This window comes from Streptomyces monashensis (assembly GCF_001866665.1).
GTDB lineage: Bacteria > Actinomycetota > Actinomycetes > Streptomycetales > Streptomycetaceae > Streptomyces > Streptomyces monashensis.
This window is the reverse complement of record NZ_MLYO01000013.1, coordinates 127,412-145,178: the sequence shown is the minus strand read 5'-3', so window position 1 is coordinate 145,178 and position 17,767 is coordinate 127,412. Positions and strand designations below refer to the sequence as shown.

Here is a 17,767-nt window from a genome sequence, read left to right as displayed (position 1 = left end):
CCTCACTCATGCCGCCCGCTCCCCGAACCAGGCGTCCTCGGCCGCGTAGTCGAAGAGGTCCGGGTACGCCTGGGCGAGCAACGGGAAGGACTCCCGCCAGTCCCGTGCGGCGAGCGTGTCCGTCAGCCACGCCACCGTCTCCGGCAGGCTGTCGGCGTACGACACCACCGGCCGGTACCCCAACTCCCGCTCGGCGGCGGACATGTCGAAGACGACCGGCAGCGGGATCGACCACGGCGTGCTGCCGACGGAGCCCTCGGGGGGACCGTCGAGGAAGTCCGTCTGCGTCGTCACGCCCATCACCGCGTCGACCGCCGCGCCGATCTCGGCCGGCGTCGGCGTCTCGCCGTCACAGGCGTTCAGCACCCGGGTGCCGGGCCGCGCCGCCGCCAGCCGCACCAGTTCGGCGATGTTCCGGGCGCTCGACGGATGGAACAGGCTCTCGCCCCGGTACGCCACCACGCGCCTGCGCCTGCCGTCGAGGTTCCGCTTCACGAAGTACAGCTCACGCGGCAGCGGGCTGTACGGCCCGTGCACCGCGGCCGGCCGCAGCACGGTGACCGGGAACTCGGCACCACCGACGAGGAGTTCACGCTCCAGCGCCGCCTTCCTGGTGCTGTACGACGTGTCGCCCGGGTCGATCGTCCGCAGGCTCTCGGGAACCGGCACCGGGAAGGCCGGGAAGCCCTCCGGATCGCGCAGAGTGTCGAAGTTCCGCCCGGAGTCGTCCTCGTACACCGACACGGTGGAGACCACCACGGCCGCGCCGACGCGGTCCGTGAGGGAGGTCAACTGCCGGGCGTGCGACGCGTCGTAGGCCACCACGTCGACCAGCAGGTCACAGCCGTCGCCGACCAGTGCGGAAAGGGCGGAAGGCGCCGTGTCGGCGGAGCGGTCCAGCCGGACCGTCCGTACCCCCTCGTCCCACGCGAGGTCACGGCCGCCACTGCGCGATACGGCCGTCACCTCCCAGCCGTCCCGCACCAGCGCGTCCACCGTCGGACGGCCGATCTGCCCGCCCGCCCCGATCACCACAGCCTTCTTCATACGGTGAGCCTAGGCGGGCGGGCGGTGCGGGGCGCGGACGTTCTGCCGACGGCAGAGGCGTGTTCAGCGGATTCGGCCGGTCGCTCAACTGAGCGGCGCACGCGGGAACCTGCGTTCCCTCCCGGCCCTCTCCGCGGTCTGCCGGGTCTTGGCGACGGCGGCGTACTCGTCGACGTACTCCTGCTCGGACAGGGTCAGGATCGCGTACATGATCTCGTCCGTGACGGCCCGCAGGATCGCCCTCTCCCGCTCCATGCCGGCGTAGCGGGAGAAGTCGAGGGGCTTGCCGAAGCGGATGGTGACGGGGTGGAAGTGCGGGACGACCCTGCCCGGCGGCTGGGCCTCGAACGTGCCGATCATCGCGCACGGCACGACCGGCACGCCCGCCGTCAGCGCCATGACCGCGACGCCGACCTTGCCCTTGTACAGCCGCCCGTCGTGCGAGCGCGTGCCCTCGGGATAGATCCCGAGCAACTCGCCCTTGCCCAGCACCCCGAGACCCTCCCGGATCGCCGCCTGGCCGGCCTCCTTGCCCGAACGGTCCACCGGGATCTGCCCCGCGCTGCGGAAGAAGAACGCGGTGAGCCGGCCCTTGAGCCCCGGTCCGGTGAAGTACTCCGCCTTGGCGAGGAAGGTGATGCGGCGCCTCAGGATCGCCGGCATCAGGAAGTGGTCGGAGAAGGAGAGATGGTTCCCGGCGACGATCGCGGGCCCCGACGCCGGCACGTTCTCCAGGCCCTCGGTCCGGGGCCGGAACAGCAGCCTCAGCAGGGGGCCCAGCAGCACGTACTTCAGCAGGTGGTAGAACACGGCTCGCCCCTCATTCCGCCGGGCCCGGCGGCACCGACGTCGTCCCGGCATGATCCCGCTGCCGGCCCGCACACGTCCGTAGTGATACGTACGTCATACGTAACCGCCTCGCAACCCCCTCATACCCAGCACGCCCGCCGTTTCTCCGCCTCCTCCGGGGGCAGGTGGTGCCGTCATCCGTCCGGCGGGGCCTGTGGTGCCCGGTATACCCCCTCCCCGTACGATGGCTCCGATGCACAGCACCGGACCGCACCCCCCGCGCCCGCCCCACCGGCGGCGGCGCGCGCTGCTCGTGCTGCTGGTACTGGTGGGACTGCTGGGGATGCACGCGCTGGGGCCCGGCGGGAGTGCGGGGCATGTGGCGCGTGCCTGGAGCGCCCATGCCGTCGCGCTCACCTCCCCTGACGCGTGTGCCGGTGACGACGGGCACTGCGGTGGCGGCATGCCGCATCACGCCGACCCCACCTGCGCCTCGGGGGCGGTGACCGGCGGGCCTCAGCTGCCGGCCCTGGTCCCCGACCCCGTGGCCGCCCCTGCCGCGGATGTCCGCCCGCGCCCCCGCGCGGTGGCGGAGCCGGCAGGCGCCCGCGCCCCGCCCTCCCTGGCCGAACTCCAGTTGCTGCGGATATAGGACGACCCGTCGGCCGTGGCGCCCGCCCCTCACGGCGGAGCCCGCGGTCGTGCTCACGCGTGTCCCATATCCCTTGAGAGTCACAGGAGTTGATCCCGCATGACCACCCGTTTCCGCATGCGCCGTACCGCACAGGTCACCGTCGCCGCGGCTGCCGCCCTCGTCCTCGCCGCCTGTGGCGGCGGCAACGGCGACAGCGCCGCGCACGACACCTCCGCGGCCCCTGGCGCGAGCGCCTCCGCCTCCGCCCACAACGCCCAGGACGTCGCCTTCGCGCAGGGCATGATCCCGCACCACCAGCAGGCCCTGGAGATGGCCCGGCTGGCGGCAGGCCGGGCCTCCTCGGCGCAGGTGAAGGACCTCGCCGCCCGCATCGAGAAGGCGCAGGACCCCGAGATCAGCACGATGACCGGCTGGCTCAGGACCTGGGGCGAGCAGGTGCCCATGGCCGGCATGGACCACTCGGACCACTCCGGGATGCCCGGCATGTCCGGGATGATGAGCGACGCCGACATGGCCGCCCTGAAGAAGAAGCGGGGCACGGACTTCGACACGTCGTTCCTGTCCATGATGGTCGAACACCACCAGGGCGCCGTGGAGATGGCCGGCACCGAGAAGACCAAGGGCGCCTACGGTCCTGCCAGGACCCTGGCGGACGCCATCGTCACCGGGCAGACCGCCGAGATCAAGGAGATGAACAAGCTTCTCGGCAAGGGCTGACGCAGGCGAAGGCGGAGGCCGGGCGTCATCCCTCGGCACCGGCCTCCGCCCCGGTCCGCCACGGCCGCACCGCACGGTCACAGCCGCACGATGACCAACGCCGTGTCGTCCGTGGCGCCCCCCGGAGGCAGCAGCTCCAGCAGCACGTGGTCCGCGAGGCGCTCGGGATCCTCGTCGCGGTGCCGGTCGAGGGAGTCGGCGAGGCGGGCCAGACCGGTGTCGATGTCCTCGCCGCGGCGCTCCACGAGTCCGTCGGTGTAGAGGACGAGCGTGGCGCCCTCGGTGTACGACGTCCAGGCCTGCGGCCGGGGGAACGGGTCGGGGCGGGCGTCGAGCGGCGGGTCGGTGGCCTGGTCGAGGAACTCCACCCCGCCTTCGGGGCGGATGAGGACGGGCGGCGGGTGCCCCGCACTGCTGTAGCTGATCGTGTGGTGGTCGAAGTCGATGAACGTCGAGACGGCGGTCGCCGATTCGGCGCCGTCGACGACGTGCGCGTACCGCCCCAGGACGTTCAGGGCCTCGCCCGGTCCCACGGCGACCCGGGAGGCCGCGCTGAGCGCGCTGCGCAGCTGGCCCATGACCCCGGCGGCCTCCAGTCCGTGCCCGACCACGTCGCCCACGGCCACGGCCATGCGGTGGCCGCCCACCAGGTCGACGATGTCGTACCAGTCCCCGCACACGTTCAGCGCGCCGACCGCGGGGCGGTAGCGCACGGCGGCGTGATGGCGGCCGACCTGCCGGCGGGCGGGCAGCATCGCCTTCTGCAGGGCGAGGGCCACCTCGCGCTCGCGGGCGTGGGCCAGGCGCAGCCGTTCGTTGACCTCCTGGAGTTCACGGGCGCGCGTGTAGAGCTCGGCCTCCAGGACGCGGGCCCGGCCGCCGGTGGGGCCGCCCCGGGCCCGGATCAGCTCGGTGACCTCCTCGACCCGGTGCACGAGCAGTGCCACCTTTCCCTCCGCGTCGAGCACCGGCGCGTTGATCGGGCTCCAGTAGCGCTCCTCCCACTCCCCGGGCCGCTCGGAGTCCTCGACGTCGTACCGCTGGAGTGCCATGGCATCACGCTCACCGGTGGCGGCGACCCGGGTCAGCGAGGCGGCCAGGTTGCGCATGCCCGACGCGCCCTCGTTGTTCGGGTTGTCCGGGAAGACGTCGAAGAGGTGCCGCCCCACCACCTGCTCACGGGTGCGCCCGGCCATGCGCAGGAACTCCGCGTTGGCGTCCGCGTAGACCAGCTCGGGCGTCAGCAGCGCCACCATGCCGGGCAGCGCCTGGAACACCGCCGCGTAGTCGATGGCCGTGTCGTCCATGGCTGCCGCCCATCCGCCGGATCGCACCTGTTCCCACCGAGACCCTCGTCCGGCCGTGTCCCGCGTCCGTCCGTGTCCCTCTGTCATACGACGGACACGGGCGCCACGCACGTCAGGCCGGTGGCTCCATCAGGTTCTGCTCGGCCCAGATGACCTTTCCGGCGGGCACGAACCGGGTTCCCCAGCGCTCGGTGAACTGGGAGACCAGCAGCAGCCCACGGCCCCCCTCGTCGGTGGTGCGCGGATGACGCAGATGAGGTGCGGTGGCGCCGCCGTCGGAGACCTCGCAGATCAGCGACCGGTTCCTGATCAGCCGCAGCTGGATCGGGCCCTGCGCGTGCCGCATGGCGTTGGTGACCAGCTCGCTCACGATCAGTTCGGTGGTGAAGGCGAGTTCCTCCAGCCCCCACTCGTCCAGCTGCCGGACGGCCTCCTTGCGGGCGTCCGCGACCATGGCCGGGTCGGCGGGCAGGTCCCAGTCGGCGACCCGGCCGGCGCCGAGCAGCCTGGTCCGGGCCATCAGCAGGACCACGTCGTCGCGGGGCCGGTCCGGCACCAGGGCGTCGACCACGGCCCGGCAGCGCCGGTCCAGCGAGGACGCGGGGCGGGCCAGGGCGGTGCGCAGCCGGTCGCGGTCCGTGTCGTCCGTCCCGCCGCCGTCCCGGTGGGCCAGCAGCCCGTCGGTGTGCAGCGCCAGCGTGCTGCCCTCGGCCAGGGCCAGCTCGACCGACTCGAAGGGCGGGCCGCCCACCCCGAGCGGCGGGCCCTGCGGGACGTCGACGCGGACGACGGTCGAGTCGGGCAGCACGACGACGGGCGCGGGATGGTCCGCGGCGGCCATCGTGCACTGCCCGTCGACGGGGTCGTAGACGACGTACACGCACCCGGGCCCCACCGCCCGGGCGTCGACGGCCTGCGCGGCCGAGGGCCGCTGCTCCTCCTCGCGGACCGTGCGCGCGACGACGTCGAGGTGCGCGAGGACCTCCTCGGGCGGCAGATCCAGCGCGGCGAGGGTGCGTACGGCGGTGCGCAGCCGGCCCATGGCCGCGGCGGCGTCGATCCCGTGCCCCGGCACCTCGCCCACGACCAGGGCCACGCGCGCGCCGGACAGCGGGATCAGGTCGTACCAGTCGCCGCCGAGGCCGGTCAGCTCGTCGGCCGGCCGGTAGCAGGCGGCCACCTCCACGGCGTCCTGCTCGGGCAGCCGGCGCGGCAGCAGGCTGCGCTGGAGGACCAGCGCGGCGTCCCGCTCGCGGGTGTAGCGCCGGGCGTTGTCCACGCAGACCGCCGCCCGGGACACCAGGTCCTCGGCGAGGCTGAGGTCGTCCGCGTCGAACGGCTCCTGGCGGCGGCGCCGGAAGAACGACGTGACGCCCAGCGTGACACCGCGCGCGCGGACCGGCACGACCATCACGCTGTGCAGGCCCAGCTCCAGGAACGTCGCCCGGTGGCCGCCCGGGAGGTCCGCGGCCCACTCCTCGCCCAGCGGGTCGAGCCGCTCCTCGCGCCAGGAGGAGCCCGTGGCCAGGCAGTGGACGGGCGGTGATCCCACGAGGTAGGCGGCCACCTGGCCGATCCCGACGACGGCCTCCGGGACCCCCGGGTCCACCGACTGGTGCCCGGCCCGCCGCAGCGGCACCCCGCCGGTGCCGTACGGCGGCTCCGGCTCCGGCTCCGCGCCCCGCAGCACGGAGTCCAGCAGGTCCACGCAGACGAAGTCGGCGAAGTCCTGCACGGCCACGTCGGCCAGTTCCTGCGCGGTCCGCACGATGTCCAGGGTGCGGCCGATCTGCTCACCGGCCCGGTCGAGCAGGGCGAGACGCTGCCGGGCGCGGTGCCGGTCGGTGATGTCGACGACGGTGTAGTACACGCCCATGGGGTGGCCCTGGTCGTCGTCGAGGCGGGTGAACGACATCATGTGCGCCGTCTCCCGGAGCGGCGCGGAACGCACCCGGCCCACATGCTCGTACCCGACCACCGGGCGGCCGGTCCCCAGCACGCGCCGCATCTGCGCCTCGATGCCCTCGGCGTCGACGCCCGGCTGGATCTCCGCCAGCCGCCGCCCCAGCCGCTCCCCGGGGGAGCCCCCGCCGAACCGTTCCAGCGCGGCGTTCGACCAGACGCACCGCAGATCGGTGTCCACGATCGCTATGCCGACGGGGGAGTCGGTCACCATCTGCTCCAGGACCGCACGGCTCATGTCCCAGCCGCGGGCCCCGGACATGTCGCAGAGCAGGACCAGCCAGTGCGGCGCGCCGCCCGGTTCCATCGCCGGAGTGATCCGGACCATCACGCGGACCGGCCGCCCGTCCTTGCGCACTGCGGTCAGCAGCCCCGCCCAGCCGCCGTTCCTGCGGCACCGCTCGCCCAGCTCGGGCACCCGCGCCGCGTCCTCGGCGGACAGGAGGCCGGTCACCCTGGTGCCCACCACCTCGGTGGCCGTGTACTCCAGCAGCCGCTGGGCGTCGCGGGTCCAGCTCGTCACCACGCCCTGTGCGTCGAGCAGGAGGGGCGCGGCATCGGCAACGTCGAACCGCTGCCGGGCGACGTCCTGCTTCTCGTGCATGCCCACGGCCGACCTCTCTGTCGCTGAGAGTGGTCTACCCCTTCATGACTCAATCTTCACCCTTCGGGCATCGGATGCGGCGTCGCGAAACGAGCCGGGGGCGACCGCGTACGGCCGCCCCCGTCCACGTCACGCCGACGTCACGCGGCCAGGACCCGCTTCAGCGCCGCCAGCGCGGAGCGCAACTCCTCCTCCGTGACGGTCAGCGGGGGAGCCAGCCGGATCGTGGAGCCATGGGTGTCCTTCACCAGGATCCCCTCCCGCATCAGCCGTTCGCTGATCTCGCGGCCGGTGCCGATCGTCGGGTCGATGTCGACGCCCGCCCACAGCCCGCGCGCCCGGAAGCCGACCACGCCGTCGCCGACCAGCTCGGCCAGTCCGTCCCGCAGCACCACGCCCAGCGCGGCGGCCCGGCGCTGGAACTCGCCGGTCCGCAGCAGGTCGATCACGGCCGTGCCGACCGCCGCCGCGAGCGGGTTGCCGCCGAACGTCGAGCCGTGCTCGCCGGGGTGCAGCACGCCCAGCACCTCGCGCCGGGCCACCACGGCCGACACCGGCACGATGCCGCCGCCGAGCGCCTTGCCGAGCAACAGCATGTCCGGCACGACGTCCTCGTGCTCGACGGCGAAGGTGCGGCCGGTGCGGCCGAGGCCCGACTGGATCTCGTCCGCGATGAACAGACAGCCCTCGCGCCGGGTCAGCTCGCGCACCCCGGCGAGATAGCCCGGGGCGGGGATGACGACCCCGGCCTCGCCCTGGACGGGCTCGATCAGCACCGCGGCCGTCGTCTCGTCGACGGCCGCCTCCAGCGCGGCGAGGTCGTCGTACGGCACGATCCGGAAGCCGGGCGTGAACGGGCCGAAGCCGCTGCGGGCCGTCTCGTCGGTGGAGAAGCTGACGATGGTCGTCGTACGGCCGTGGAAGTTCTCCGCCGCGACGACGATCGTCGCCTGTCCGTCCGGTACGCCCTTGACGTCGTAGGCCCACTTGCGGGCCACCTTGACGGCGCTCTCCACGGCCTCCGCGCCGGTGTTCATCGGCAGCACCATGTCGAGGCCGGTCAGCTCCGCGAGCCGTTCGGCGAACTCGGCGAGCCGGTCGTTGTGGAAGGCGCGGGAGGTCAGGGTGAGCTGGTCGAGCTGGCGGTGCGCGGCCTCGATCAGCGCCGGGTGGCGGTGGCCGAAGTTCAGCGCCGAGTAGCCGGCGAGCATGTCGAGGTAGCGCCGCCCCTCGACGTCCTCGACCCAGGTGCCCTCGGCCCGGGCGACGACCACGGGCAGTGGGTGGTAGTTGTGCGCGACGACCGGCTCCTCCGCACGGATCAGGTCGGCGGACGTACGCGTCGGCACGGATACACGGGTGGGCGCGGTCATCAGCGGATCTCCTGGGTGCAGCACTTGATGCCACCGCCGGCCTTGTGGAACTCCGACAGGTCGACGGGGACGGGGACGTAGCCGTGGCCGGCGAGGTTCTCGGCCAGGGCCTCGGCCTGGGGGGCGATGAAGACGTTGCGGCCGTCGGACACGGAGTTCAGGCCGAACGCGAGGGCGTCGTCGCGGGTGGCGAGCACCGCGTCCGGGTAGAGCCGCCGCAGCACCTCGCGGCTGCCCGCCGAGAACGCCTCGGGGTAGTAGCAGATGTTGTCGTCGTCGAGGACGAACAGCGCGGTGTCCAGGTGGTAGAAGTACGGGTCCACCAGGGTCAGGCCGATCACCGGGTGGCCGAGGAACTCCTGGGCCTCCCGGTGCGCCTCGCGGGTGGTGCGGAACCCGGTGCCGGCCAGCACGTACCGGCCCGTCCACACCAGGTCGCCCTCGCCCTCGGTGACCGCCTCGGGGCGGTAGACGTCGTAGCCCGCCGCCTTGAACCAGGTGTCGTAGTGCTGGGACTCGGGGCGCCGCTCGGGTGCGTGGAACAGGGAGCCGAAGACGCGGCCGCCGACCACGCACGCCGCGTTGGCGGCGAAGACCATGTCGGGCAGACCGGGCACCGGCTCGACCGAGTCGACGGTGTGACCGAGGGAGCGGTAGGTGCGGATCAGCTCCTGCCACTGCTCCTGGGCGAGGTCCACGTCGACTGGCCGGTCGGGATGCATCCAGGGATTGATCGCGTACTGGACGGCGAAGTGTCTGGGTTCGCAGACGAGGAAGCGCCGGGAGCGCGGCACACGGCTTTCGGCCACAGAGGGTCTCCTCCGGTTCCTGTGTGTCACTGGGGGGTGTCACAACGGTAGAAACGGAGATCCACGGCCGACAAGTGCGAAGAGCTGCGTGCATACGCAGTATCGATGCGTTCTTGCGGATATTCACGCACGAGTGCTGCGCATAACCGTACTCACTCCGGTCCGTCCGGGGCCGGCTGGGTGGCGCCCGCCTCCGGGCTCTCCGGGAGGAGGTGGGACAGCACCATCACACTGATCGTCTTCCGGATGAACGGCTCGGTGCGGATCCGCTCCAGCACCTCCTCGAAGTGCTCCACGTCCCGCGCCCGGACATGCAGCAGGGCGTCCGCGGCACCGGTCACCGTCATGGCCGCGGTGATCTCCGGGTAGGCCTGGACGACCTCCGCCAGCCGCCGGGGCGGCGCCGCGCCCTCGCAGTACACCTCGACGTACGCCTCGGTGCGCCAGCCCAGCGCGGACGGCTGCACCGTGGCCGTGAACCCGGTGATCACCCCGGTCTCCCGCAACCGGTCCACGCGCCGCTTGACCGCGGTGGCCGACAGCCCCACGCCCGCGCCGATCTCGGCGAAGCTGGTCCGGGCGTTCGCCATCAGCGCGGTGATGATCTGGCGGTCGAGGTCGTCGAAGGAGGCGGTCCTGCTGTTCATGCGGGCACTGTAATCAGCCCGACCGCACGGAGCCGAGCTAGGACTGGGTGACCACCATGGCGAGTGTCAGCAGGCCCAGCACCACCCAGCCGAACCACAGCCAGCCGTTGCTGCCGAGCGCGACCGTGTAGGCGGTCACGACGACGAGCCCGCCGACCGTGAGAGCCCCCATCGCCTTGGTGGAACCGTTCATGGAACCGGGCATCGCGACACCCTTCTCTTGGTCCGTCCTTGACCATGGTGCCTCGAAACCCGGCCCGACGGGACCGGACGGGATGCCTCCGGCTAGCTCTTGTGGGTGTTGAGCGAGGCCAGATAGGCGTTGTACGCCGCCAGTTCCTTGTCGCCGTCGCGGTCCGCGAGGCGGTCCATGCGCTTGGCCTGGCGCTGTTCCGAGCGGTACCACTGGAAGAGCAGGGCGATCAGCACCAGCACCGACGGGATCTCGCTGAACGCCCAGGCGATGCCGCCGGCCGCGTTCTGGTCGGACAGCGCGTCGATGCCGAGCGAGGCGGCCGGGTGCCGGAAGGTGCTCACCATCGGCTCCGACGCCATCATCAACGCGATGCCGAAGAACGCGTGGAACGGCATGCCCGCGAACAGCTCCAGCATCCGCATCACGTACCCCGGCCGGTGCGGGCCCGGGTCCACGCCCATGATCGGCCAGAAGAACACCACGCCCACGGCGAAGAAGTGCACCATCATCCCGATGTGCCCGGCCCTCGACTCCATCAGGGTGTCGAAGAGCGGGGTGAAGTACAGCACGTACAGGCTCGCGATGAACATCGGGATCGTGAACGCCGGGTGCGTGATGATCCGCATGTAGCGGCTGTGCAGCAGCACCAGCAGCAGCTCGCGCGGCCCCCTGCGGCCCTTGCCGGCCACGGGCAGCGCGCGCAGCGCCAGCGTGACCGGGGCGCCGAGCAGGATCAGGATCGGCGACAGCATGCTGATGATCATGTGCTGCACCATGTGCACGCTGAACACGACCATGCCGTAGTCGTTCAGCTTGGTGCACATCACCAGTGCGACGGTCAGCACCCCGACGACGTACGCCACCGTACGGCCGGCGGACCACTGGTCCCCGCGCCGCCGCAGCCGTGCGACACCCCAGCCGTACAGTCCGAGCCCGAGCAGGCAGGCGACGAGGAAGAACGGGTCCGTGGACCACTGAAGCCCCCGTCCCAGCGTGAACGGCGGCAGATCCATCATCATGCCGTGCCCGCTGTGGTCCATCCTGCGGCTCCTGATTCGTGGGGGTTGTACGAGTTGTCCGCCCCAAGACTAGAACCGCCCCCGGCCACGACCGTGACCGGGGGCGGCTTGTTCTCGGGTGAACTACAGAACGAGGTGGGACTACAGGACGCACTCCGCCTCGTCGTACCGCGCCACCGGCACCGTCTTCAGCGTCTCCACGGCCTCCGCCAGCGACACCATCACGATGTCGGTCCCGCGCAGGGCGGTCATCCGGCCGAACTCGCCCCGGTGCACGGCTTCCACCGCGTGCCAGCCGAAGCGCGTGGCGAGCACCCGGTCGTAGGCCGTCGGCGTGCCGCCGCGCTGGACGTGCCCGAGGATGACCGGCCGGGCCTCCTTGCCGAGCCGGTGCTCCAGCTCGACCGACAGCTGCCGGGCGATGCCGGCGAAGCGCTCGTGGCCGTAGATGTCCTTGCCGCCCTCGTCGAACGCCATCGAGCCGGCCCTGGGCTTGGCGCCCTCCGCCGCGACGACGATGGCGAACCGCTTGCCCGCCTCGAACCGCGCGCCGACCTTCCGCGTCAACTCGTCGATGTCGAAGGGCCGTTCCGGTACGACGACGGCGTGGGCGCCGGCCGCCATGCCGGAGTGCAGCGCGATCCAGCCGGTGTGCCGGCCCATGACCTCCACGATCAGCACGCGCTGGTGCGACTCGGCGGTGGTCTTCAGCCGGTCCAGGGCCTCGGTGGCCACGGTGACGGCCGTGTCGAAGCCGAAGGTGACGTCCGTGACGGCGATGTCGTTGTCGATCGTCTTGGGCACGCCCACGATCGGCAGTCCGCCCGCCGACAGCAGCTGGGCCGCCTTCAGGGTGCCCTCACCGCCGATCGGGATGATCGCGTCCAGGCCGAGCTCCTCGACATGGCCCTTCGCCCGCGCCACGCCGTCGCGCAGATGCTCGGGGCGGACCCGGGAGGAGCCGAGGATGGTGCCGCCGAGGGCGAGGATGCCGCCCACGGCGTCGAGGTCGAGCTTCGTGTAGTCGCACTCCAGGAGGCCTTTCCAACCGTCCCGGAAACCGATGACCTCGTCGCCGTGGTCGGCGACGGCACGGTGCACGACGGACCGGATGACGGCGTTCAGGCCGGGGCAGTCGCCGCCTGACGTGAGGACACCAATGCGCATAGCCCGAAATACCTTCTCAACGTGGGCCGGGAGACCGGACCACGTCGTCCGGCGGATTCCCGGCCAGCCTACCGGCGTGAGGGGGTCGCTCCGTAGCGGGCGTCCGCCTGCTGGACGCGCCCGCGCATATGAGCGGACGGGCCGTCAGGCGGGCCCGTCACGGAGTCTGCCGGACCACGCTGAAGGCGCGCTGACGTGCGGCTTACGCGGGCTGCTGCGCGGCCGCGATGCGCTCGCCCCGGAGTGCCTCGTACCAGCGGTCGTCGATCGGCGGGAGCGCGTTGACGTCGAGCGCCAGCTTCAGCAGCAGGTCGGCGATCTGCGGGTTGCGGGCGAGGACCGGGCCGTGCATGTACGTCCCGAAGACGGTCCCGTTGTACGCGCCCTCCGTGCCGTCCCCGGTGCCGTTGCCCTTGCCGATCTGTACCCGGGCGAACGGGCGGGCGTTCGGGCCGACGTGGGTGACGCCCTGGTGGTTCTCGAAGCCGGTCAGCTGGGGCAGGCCGAGCTGCGGGTCGATGTCGCCGAGCACGTCGCCGACGCACCGCTCGCCCTCGCCGCGCACCGAGACCACGTCGAGCAGGCCGAGGCCGGGCTCGCGCTGGCCGAGGTCGTTGATGAACTCGTGCCCGAGGATCTGGTAGCCGGCGCAGACGGAGAACACGATCGCGCCGTTCTGCACCGCCCGCTGCAAATGACCGTCGCGGCGCAGTCGCTCGGCCGCGAGCCGCTGCGGGCGGTCCTCGCCGCCGCCGATCAGGTAGATGTCGCCGGAGGTCGGGATCGGCTGGTCGCTGCGCACGTCGAGACGGGCCACGTCCAGGCCGCGCTGGCGGGCCCGGCGCTCCACGACGAGCGCGTTGCCCTGGTCGCCGTAGGTGCTCAGCAGGTCCGGGTAGATCCACACCAGCCGCAGTTGGTTGTCGCTCATGAGGTGATCGCCCTTCGCGGATCAGAGGATCGGAAGATCAGTTGCCGACGCGGCGGCGCAGGTCCTGGAACGCGGTGTAGTTCGCGATGACCTCGATCCGGCCGGGCGGGCACGCCTGCACGGCCTGGTCGAGCGTGTCGCAGACCTGGAAGTGCTGGTTCGCGACCTCCAGACGGACGGCGAGGTCCAGCTTCCGGTCGCCGATCACGAAGATCGGGTGGCCGGTGAGCCGGGTGTAGTCGACGTCCCACAGCCAGGAGGTGTCGGTGCCGTCGGCGCCGCGGGCGTTCACGGAGAGGATCACCGGCGCGGGCGGCTGGTCGATCAGGGAGAACGTCTCCAGCCAGCCGGCCGGGTTCTTGGCCAGCAGCAGCCGCAGATCACGGCTGAGGAACTGGACGACGTCGTACCGCCCGGCCACGGCCTGCACCTGGTACATCCGCTCCAGGGCGACCTGCGGCGGCACCCCGAAGACGGCGGCCACGGCGGCGGAGCTGGCCGCGTTCGCCTTGTTGGCGCGGCCCGGCAGCTGGAGATGGATCGGCCAGGCGGACCCGTGCGGGTCCAGCACGTGGTCGCCGGAGAGCGCCCACGTCGGCTGGGGCCGGCGGAAGCCGCACTCGTTGCAGTACCAGTCCTCTCCGGGGCGCTGCATCACGCCACCGCAGGACGGGCAGGACCAGGCGTCGTCCTTCCACATCTGCCCGGCGGCGACCCAGACCACGTTCGGCGAGGACGAGGCGGCCCACACGACCAGCGGGTCGTCGCAGTTGGCGACGATGACGGCCTTGGAGCCGGACAGGCCCTCGCGCCAGTTCTCGGCCAGCATCCGCGTCTCGGCGGCGCGGTCGAGCTGGTCGCGGGAGAGGTTGAGCAGCGCGATGCACTTCGGGCTGGTGTCCCGGGCCACACCGGCCAGGTACTTCTCGTCGACCTCGATGACGCCGAACTTCGCCTCCGAGCCGCCCGCGAGGGCGGAGGTGATGCCGGCCGGCATGTTGGCGCCGAGCGCGTTCGAGACGACCGGGCCCGCGGCGCGCAGCGCCTCGGCGATCAGCCGGGTCGTCGTGGTCTTGCCGTTGGTCGCCGACACCAGGACGACGTCCAGGTTCTGCGCGAGCCGGGCGAGCAGGTCGGGGTCGAGTTTCAGCGCGACCCGGCCACCGATCACCGACCCGCTGCCGCGCCCCGCGGCGCGAGATGCCGCAGCGACCGCCTTGCCCGCCGTCACGGCCAGCTTGGCCCGCGGCGTGAGCGGGTCCGAGTTGCCTGCCATCAGTTCTCGATCCTCCTTGCGTACGCGCCGCGCCTGGGGCCATCCGGCAACGTGGTGTGGACCTCAGCCTATCGAGATCCGTTCGCACTCCCGAATCCTGCCCATCCCTGCGCGACGGGCGTGGGTCGAACGAACCGTACCCTTGCGGCCATGCGACACGGTTCCATTGCGGGCGCCCACGGGCGAGTCCGGCCTCTCACCCTGCTCGGCGACGCGGCGTTGCGCGAGCCCTGCCGGGACGTCACGGACTTCGGCCCGGAACTGGCCGATCTCGTGGAGGACTTGTTCGCCACGATGTACGCGGCACAGGGGGTGGGTCTGGCCGCGAATCAGATCGGGGTGCCTTTGCGGGTGTTCGTCTATGACTGTCCGGATGACGAGGATGTGCGGCATTTGGGACATGTGGTCAACCCCCGCCTGGTGGAGGCGGACGGCATCGTGCTCCGGGGCCCCGAGGGCTGCCTGTCCCTGCCGGGGCTGGAGGCGGGGACGGAGCGGTACGACCACGCGGTGGTCGAGGGCCGCACGGTGACGGGGGAGCCGGTCACCGTGCACGGCACGGGTTTCTTCGCCCGGTGCCTGCAGCACGAGTGCGACCACCTGGAGGGCCGGGTGTACGCGGACCGCGTCGAAGGCTGGCGCAGGCGAAGACTGCTGAGGCAGATCTCCCGGGCCCCCTGGAGCGGCTAGGCCCGGCAGGCCCTAGAACCCCGGGCCGCCGATCCTGTCCCCCGCCGCCGCGAGCCGGCCCCACAGCAGGTCGGCCAGCGAGCGGACCAACTCGGCGCGGGAACACGGTCGTTCCCCCAGCCACCAGTCCCCGGCCGCATGCATCATCCCGACGATCCCGTGCCCCCACACCCGTGCGAGCTGCTGGCTGCCGGGGCCCAGGTCGACCCGCTCCTCGATGACCTGTGCCAGCTCCTCGCCCATCCTGCGCAGCAGCGGTGCGCTGTGCTTGCCGACGTCGAAGCCCTGGTCGGTCCCGGTGCTCCCCTCGGCCGGGTGCATCAGGAACCGGTACACCTGGGGGCGTGCCTCGATCGCGGCGAGGTAGGTGTCCAGCGTGGACTCGACCCGCTCGCGCCGGTCCGCGGGGGCGTCCAGCGCCGCCCGCAGCGACGCGAGGAGCGCGTCGGTGTGCCGCTTGGCGAGCGCCGCGTAGAGCCCGCCCTTGTCGCCGAAGTGGCGGTACAGGATCGGCTTCGTGATGCCGGCCTCCGCCGCGATCGCGTTCATCGACGCCTGCGGGCCGTCGCGGAGCACCACCCGGTCCGCGGCCTCCAGCAGCTCGCGCCGTCTGCGGTCGGCGGACCGCTGCTGCTCGGTCCGCTGTGTGGTGTCCATGTGCTCTCCCCACCCGTGCTGATTCGGTGACGCCTGCGCAAACTAACACTGACTGTGCCCCTGACATCGAACGGGATGCCGAGGAGCCCTTGGCGGTTGACTTTTCCTACTGGCGGGTAACAGACTTGGGTTACCGCAAGTAACATGCACTGCCGCCGCTGGAGGGGACATGGCCGAGTTCACCATGGAGCTGAACGACGAACAGAAGGAAGTCCGGGACTGGCTCCATGGCTTCGCCGCCGACGTGATCCGCCCCGCGGCCGCCGAGTGGGACGAGCGCGAGGAGACTCCCTGGCCGGTGATCCAGGAGGCGGCGAAGGTCGGCATCTACTCCCTCGACTTCTACGCACAGCAGTACTTCGACTCCACCGGGCTCGGCATCCCGATGGCGATGGAGGAGCTGTTCTGGGGCGACGCGGGCATCGCCCTCTCCATTGTGGGCACCGGCCTCGCCGCCGTGGGCGTTCTCGCCAACGGGACCGAGGAGCAGATCGGCACCTGGATCCCGCAGATGTACGGTGACCCGAACGATGTCAAGGTCGCCGCGTTCTGCTCCTCCGAACCCGACGCCGGCTCCGACGTCGCCTCCCTGCGCACGCGTGCCGTGTACGACGAGGCCAAGGACGAGTGGGTGATCAACGGCACGAAGACCTGGGCGACCAACGGCGGCATCGCCAACGTCCACGTCGTCGTCGCCAGCGTCGACCCGGAGCTGGGCTCGAAGGGCCACGCCTCCTTCATCGTCCCGCCGGGCACGGAGGGCCTCTCCCAGGGCCAGAAGTTCAAGAAGCACGGCATCCGCGCCTCGCACACCGCCGAGGTCGTCCTCGACGACGTCCGCGTCCCCGGCTCCTGCCTGCTGGGCGGCAAGGAGAAGCTCGACGAGCGCCTCGCCCGGGCGCGCGAGAAGGCGAAGTCCGGCGGGGAGCGGGTGAAGAACGCGGCGATGGCGACGTTCGAGGCGTCCCGGCCCGCCGTGGGAGCGATGGCGGTCGGCACGGCCCGTGCCGCGTACGAGGTCGCCCTCGACTACGCCAGGACCCGCGAGCAGTTCGGGCGGCCGATCATCGACAACCAGGGCGTCGCCTTCCAACTGGCGGACATGCGGACGCAGATCGACGCCGCGCGGCTGCTGGTGTGGCGGGCGTCGTGGATGGCGGTCAACGGCAGGCCGTTCACCGCCGCCGAGGGGTCCATGTCGAAGCTGTTCGCCAGCGAGACGGCCAAGAAGGTCACGGCCCAGGCGATCCAGATCCTCGGCGGCAACGGCTACACCAGGGAGTACCCCGTCGAGCGCATGCACAGGGACTCCGCCATCTACACCATCTTCGAGGGGACGAGCGAGATCCAGCGGCTGGTGATCTCCCGCACCCTCGCGGGCATGCCCATCCGCTAACGGTGCCGGAGCGGCGTGAGCTGCTCGATGTCGTACTTGGCCCGCAGCGCCTCGATCGCCTCCTGGTCCGGCGGGCCGCCGTTGCCGAGGATCTCCAGCAGCTCCTCGAAGTAGCGCTCGTGATCCGGCGGGGGGCTCGCCTGGAAGAACATCTTCGCCGGGGTGTCCGTCGGGTTGGCGAACGCGTGCGGGCACCCCGGTGGCACGACGATCAGCGTGCCCGGGGTCGCCCGGACCACCCGGCTGCCCGAACTCGACTCCCACCCCTTCCAGTTGTCGGGGGTACGGATGCGGGGCTCGAAGGCGAGGACGTCGAGTTCGCCCTCCAGGACGTAGAACAGCTCCTCGCTGCGGGTGTGCACATGCGCACCCACGTCGAAGCCCGGCGGGACCTCCACCTCGAAGGTGGAGGCCATCCGCGAATGCATGCCGGTGACCTTGAACGTCACACGCTGAGCCGGTGTCTCGACGACACGGCCGTGGCCCGGCGGCACGTAGAGTCCCTCGGTCCAGGTCATCCGGCGC

The 17,767-nt window shown here is 71.8% G+C and carries 18 protein-coding genes; 4 read left to right on the top strand and 14 right to left on the bottom strand.

The genetic code is table 11. The features are described from left to right. Positions 1–6: 6 nt before the first annotated feature. A complete protein-coding gene (locus BIV23_RS07100; RefSeq protein ID WP_071379880.1) occupies positions 7–1,035 on the bottom strand; it encodes an NAD-dependent epimerase/dehydratase family protein in 1,029 nt (342 codons plus the stop codon). Between the two features lie 96 nt (positions 1,036–1,131). After that, complete coding sequence (locus BIV23_RS07095) at positions 1,132–1,857, bottom strand: lysophospholipid acyltransferase family protein (protein ID WP_071379879.1); 726 nt, start codon at positions 1,855–1,857, stop codon at positions 1,132–1,134. Positions 1,858–2,089: 232 nt separating this feature from the next. On the opposite strand from BIV23_RS07095, the gene BIV23_RS07090 reads away from it, so the two are divergent. Both BIV23_RS07090 and BIV23_RS07085 read left to right on the top strand, forming a co-directional pair. Beyond that, positions 2,090–2,488: a DUF6153 family protein gene (locus BIV23_RS07090; RefSeq protein WP_071379878.1), complete on the top strand. Its 399-nt coding sequence runs from the start codon at positions 2,090–2,092 to the stop codon at positions 2,486–2,488. 99 nt (positions 2,489–2,587) lie between these two features. Further along, the gene (locus tag BIV23_RS07085; RefSeq protein WP_071379877.1) at positions 2,588–3,208 is read left to right on the top strand and encodes a DUF305 domain-containing protein; all 621 of its coding nucleotides are present in this window, start codon (positions 2,588–2,590) and stop codon (positions 3,206–3,208) included. Positions 3,209–3,285: 77 nt separating this feature from the next. Here the strand turns inward: BIV23_RS07085 and BIV23_RS07080 are convergent, their stop codons facing one another. From BIV23_RS07080 to BIV23_RS07040, 10 genes are all read right to left on the bottom strand, one after another. Next, a complete protein-coding gene (locus tag BIV23_RS07080) occupies positions 3,286–4,515 on the bottom strand; it encodes a PP2C family protein-serine/threonine phosphatase (RefSeq protein ID WP_071379876.1) in 1,230 nt (409 codons plus the stop codon). Positions 4,516–4,627: 112 nt separating this feature from the next. After that, positions 4,628–7,081: a SpoIIE family protein phosphatase gene (locus BIV23_RS07075; protein ID WP_425443467.1), complete on the bottom strand. Its 2,454-nt coding sequence runs from the start codon at positions 7,079–7,081 to the stop codon at positions 4,628–4,630. 140 nt (positions 7,082–7,221) lie between these two features. Then, a complete protein-coding gene (gene rocD / locus BIV23_RS07070) occupies positions 7,222–8,454 on the bottom strand; it encodes an ornithine--oxo-acid transaminase (protein WP_071379874.1) in 1,233 nt (410 codons plus the stop codon). Next, positions 8,454–9,263, bottom strand: coding sequence for a dimethylargininase (gene ddaH / locus BIV23_RS07065; RefSeq protein WP_071379873.1), 810 nt, complete (start codon positions 9,261–9,263; stop codon positions 8,454–8,456). Before ddaH ends, rocD begins: the two co-directional genes overlap by 1 nt. A gap of 152 nt (positions 9,264–9,415) precedes the next feature. Continuing rightward, positions 9,416–9,910, bottom strand: coding sequence for an Lrp/AsnC family transcriptional regulator (locus BIV23_RS07060; protein WP_071379872.1), 495 nt, complete (start codon positions 9,908–9,910; stop codon positions 9,416–9,418). Positions 9,911–9,947: 37 nt separating this feature from the next. Beyond that, positions 9,948–10,115, bottom strand: coding sequence for a hypothetical protein (locus BIV23_RS48370; protein ID WP_107471099.1), 168 nt, complete (start codon positions 10,113–10,115; stop codon positions 9,948–9,950). An 80-nt stretch (positions 10,116–10,195) separates the two neighbouring features. After that, positions 10,196–11,146, bottom strand: a complete 951-nt coding sequence (locus tag BIV23_RS07055; protein WP_071379871.1) for a cytochrome c oxidase assembly protein — start codon at positions 11,144–11,146, stop codon at positions 10,196–10,198. A 120-nt stretch (positions 11,147–11,266) separates the two neighbouring features. Then, positions 11,267–12,292: a 6-phosphofructokinase gene (locus BIV23_RS07050; protein WP_071379870.1), complete on the bottom strand. Its 1,026-nt coding sequence runs from the start codon at positions 12,290–12,292 to the stop codon at positions 11,267–11,269. Between the two features lie 202 nt (positions 12,293–12,494). After that, the gene (locus BIV23_RS07045) at positions 12,495–13,223 is read right to left on the bottom strand and encodes a type 1 glutamine amidotransferase (protein ID WP_071374392.1); all 729 of its coding nucleotides are present in this window, start codon (positions 13,221–13,223) and stop codon (positions 12,495–12,497) included. A gap of 37 nt (positions 13,224–13,260) precedes the next feature. After that, on the bottom strand, positions 13,261–14,499 hold the full coding sequence (locus BIV23_RS07040; RefSeq protein ID WP_071379869.1) for a MurT ligase domain-containing protein: 1,239 nt from the start codon (positions 14,497–14,499) through the stop codon (positions 13,261–13,263). A 150-nt stretch (positions 14,500–14,649) separates the two neighbouring features. On the opposite strand from BIV23_RS07040, the gene def reads away from it, so the two are divergent. Further along, positions 14,650–15,189, top strand: a complete 540-nt coding sequence (def, locus tag BIV23_RS07035; RefSeq protein ID WP_071379868.1) for a peptide deformylase — start codon at positions 14,650–14,652, stop codon at positions 15,187–15,189. 12 nt (positions 15,190–15,201) lie between these two features. On the opposite strand, the gene BIV23_RS07030 is transcribed toward def, so the two are convergent. Beyond that, positions 15,202–15,846 carry a TetR/AcrR family transcriptional regulator gene (locus BIV23_RS07030; protein WP_071379867.1) on the bottom strand — a complete coding sequence of 215 codons (645 nt, stop codon included), beginning with the start codon at positions 15,844–15,846 and terminating at the stop codon, positions 15,202–15,204. Positions 15,847–16,015: 169 nt separating this feature from the next. On the opposite strand from BIV23_RS07030, the gene BIV23_RS07025 reads away from it, so the two are divergent. Continuing rightward, a complete protein-coding gene (locus BIV23_RS07025) occupies positions 16,016–17,242 on the top strand; it encodes an acyl-CoA dehydrogenase family protein (RefSeq protein WP_071379866.1) in 1,227 nt (408 codons plus the stop codon). Here BIV23_RS07025 and BIV23_RS07020 read toward each other — a convergent pair. Then, positions 17,239–17,760 carry a cupin domain-containing protein gene (locus BIV23_RS07020; RefSeq protein WP_071379865.1) on the bottom strand — a complete coding sequence of 174 codons (522 nt, stop codon included), beginning with the start codon at positions 17,758–17,760 and terminating at the stop codon, positions 17,239–17,241. The two genes, BIV23_RS07025 and BIV23_RS07020, sit on opposite strands and share 4 nt — an antisense overlap. Between the last annotated feature and the right edge of the window lie 7 nt (positions 17,761–17,767).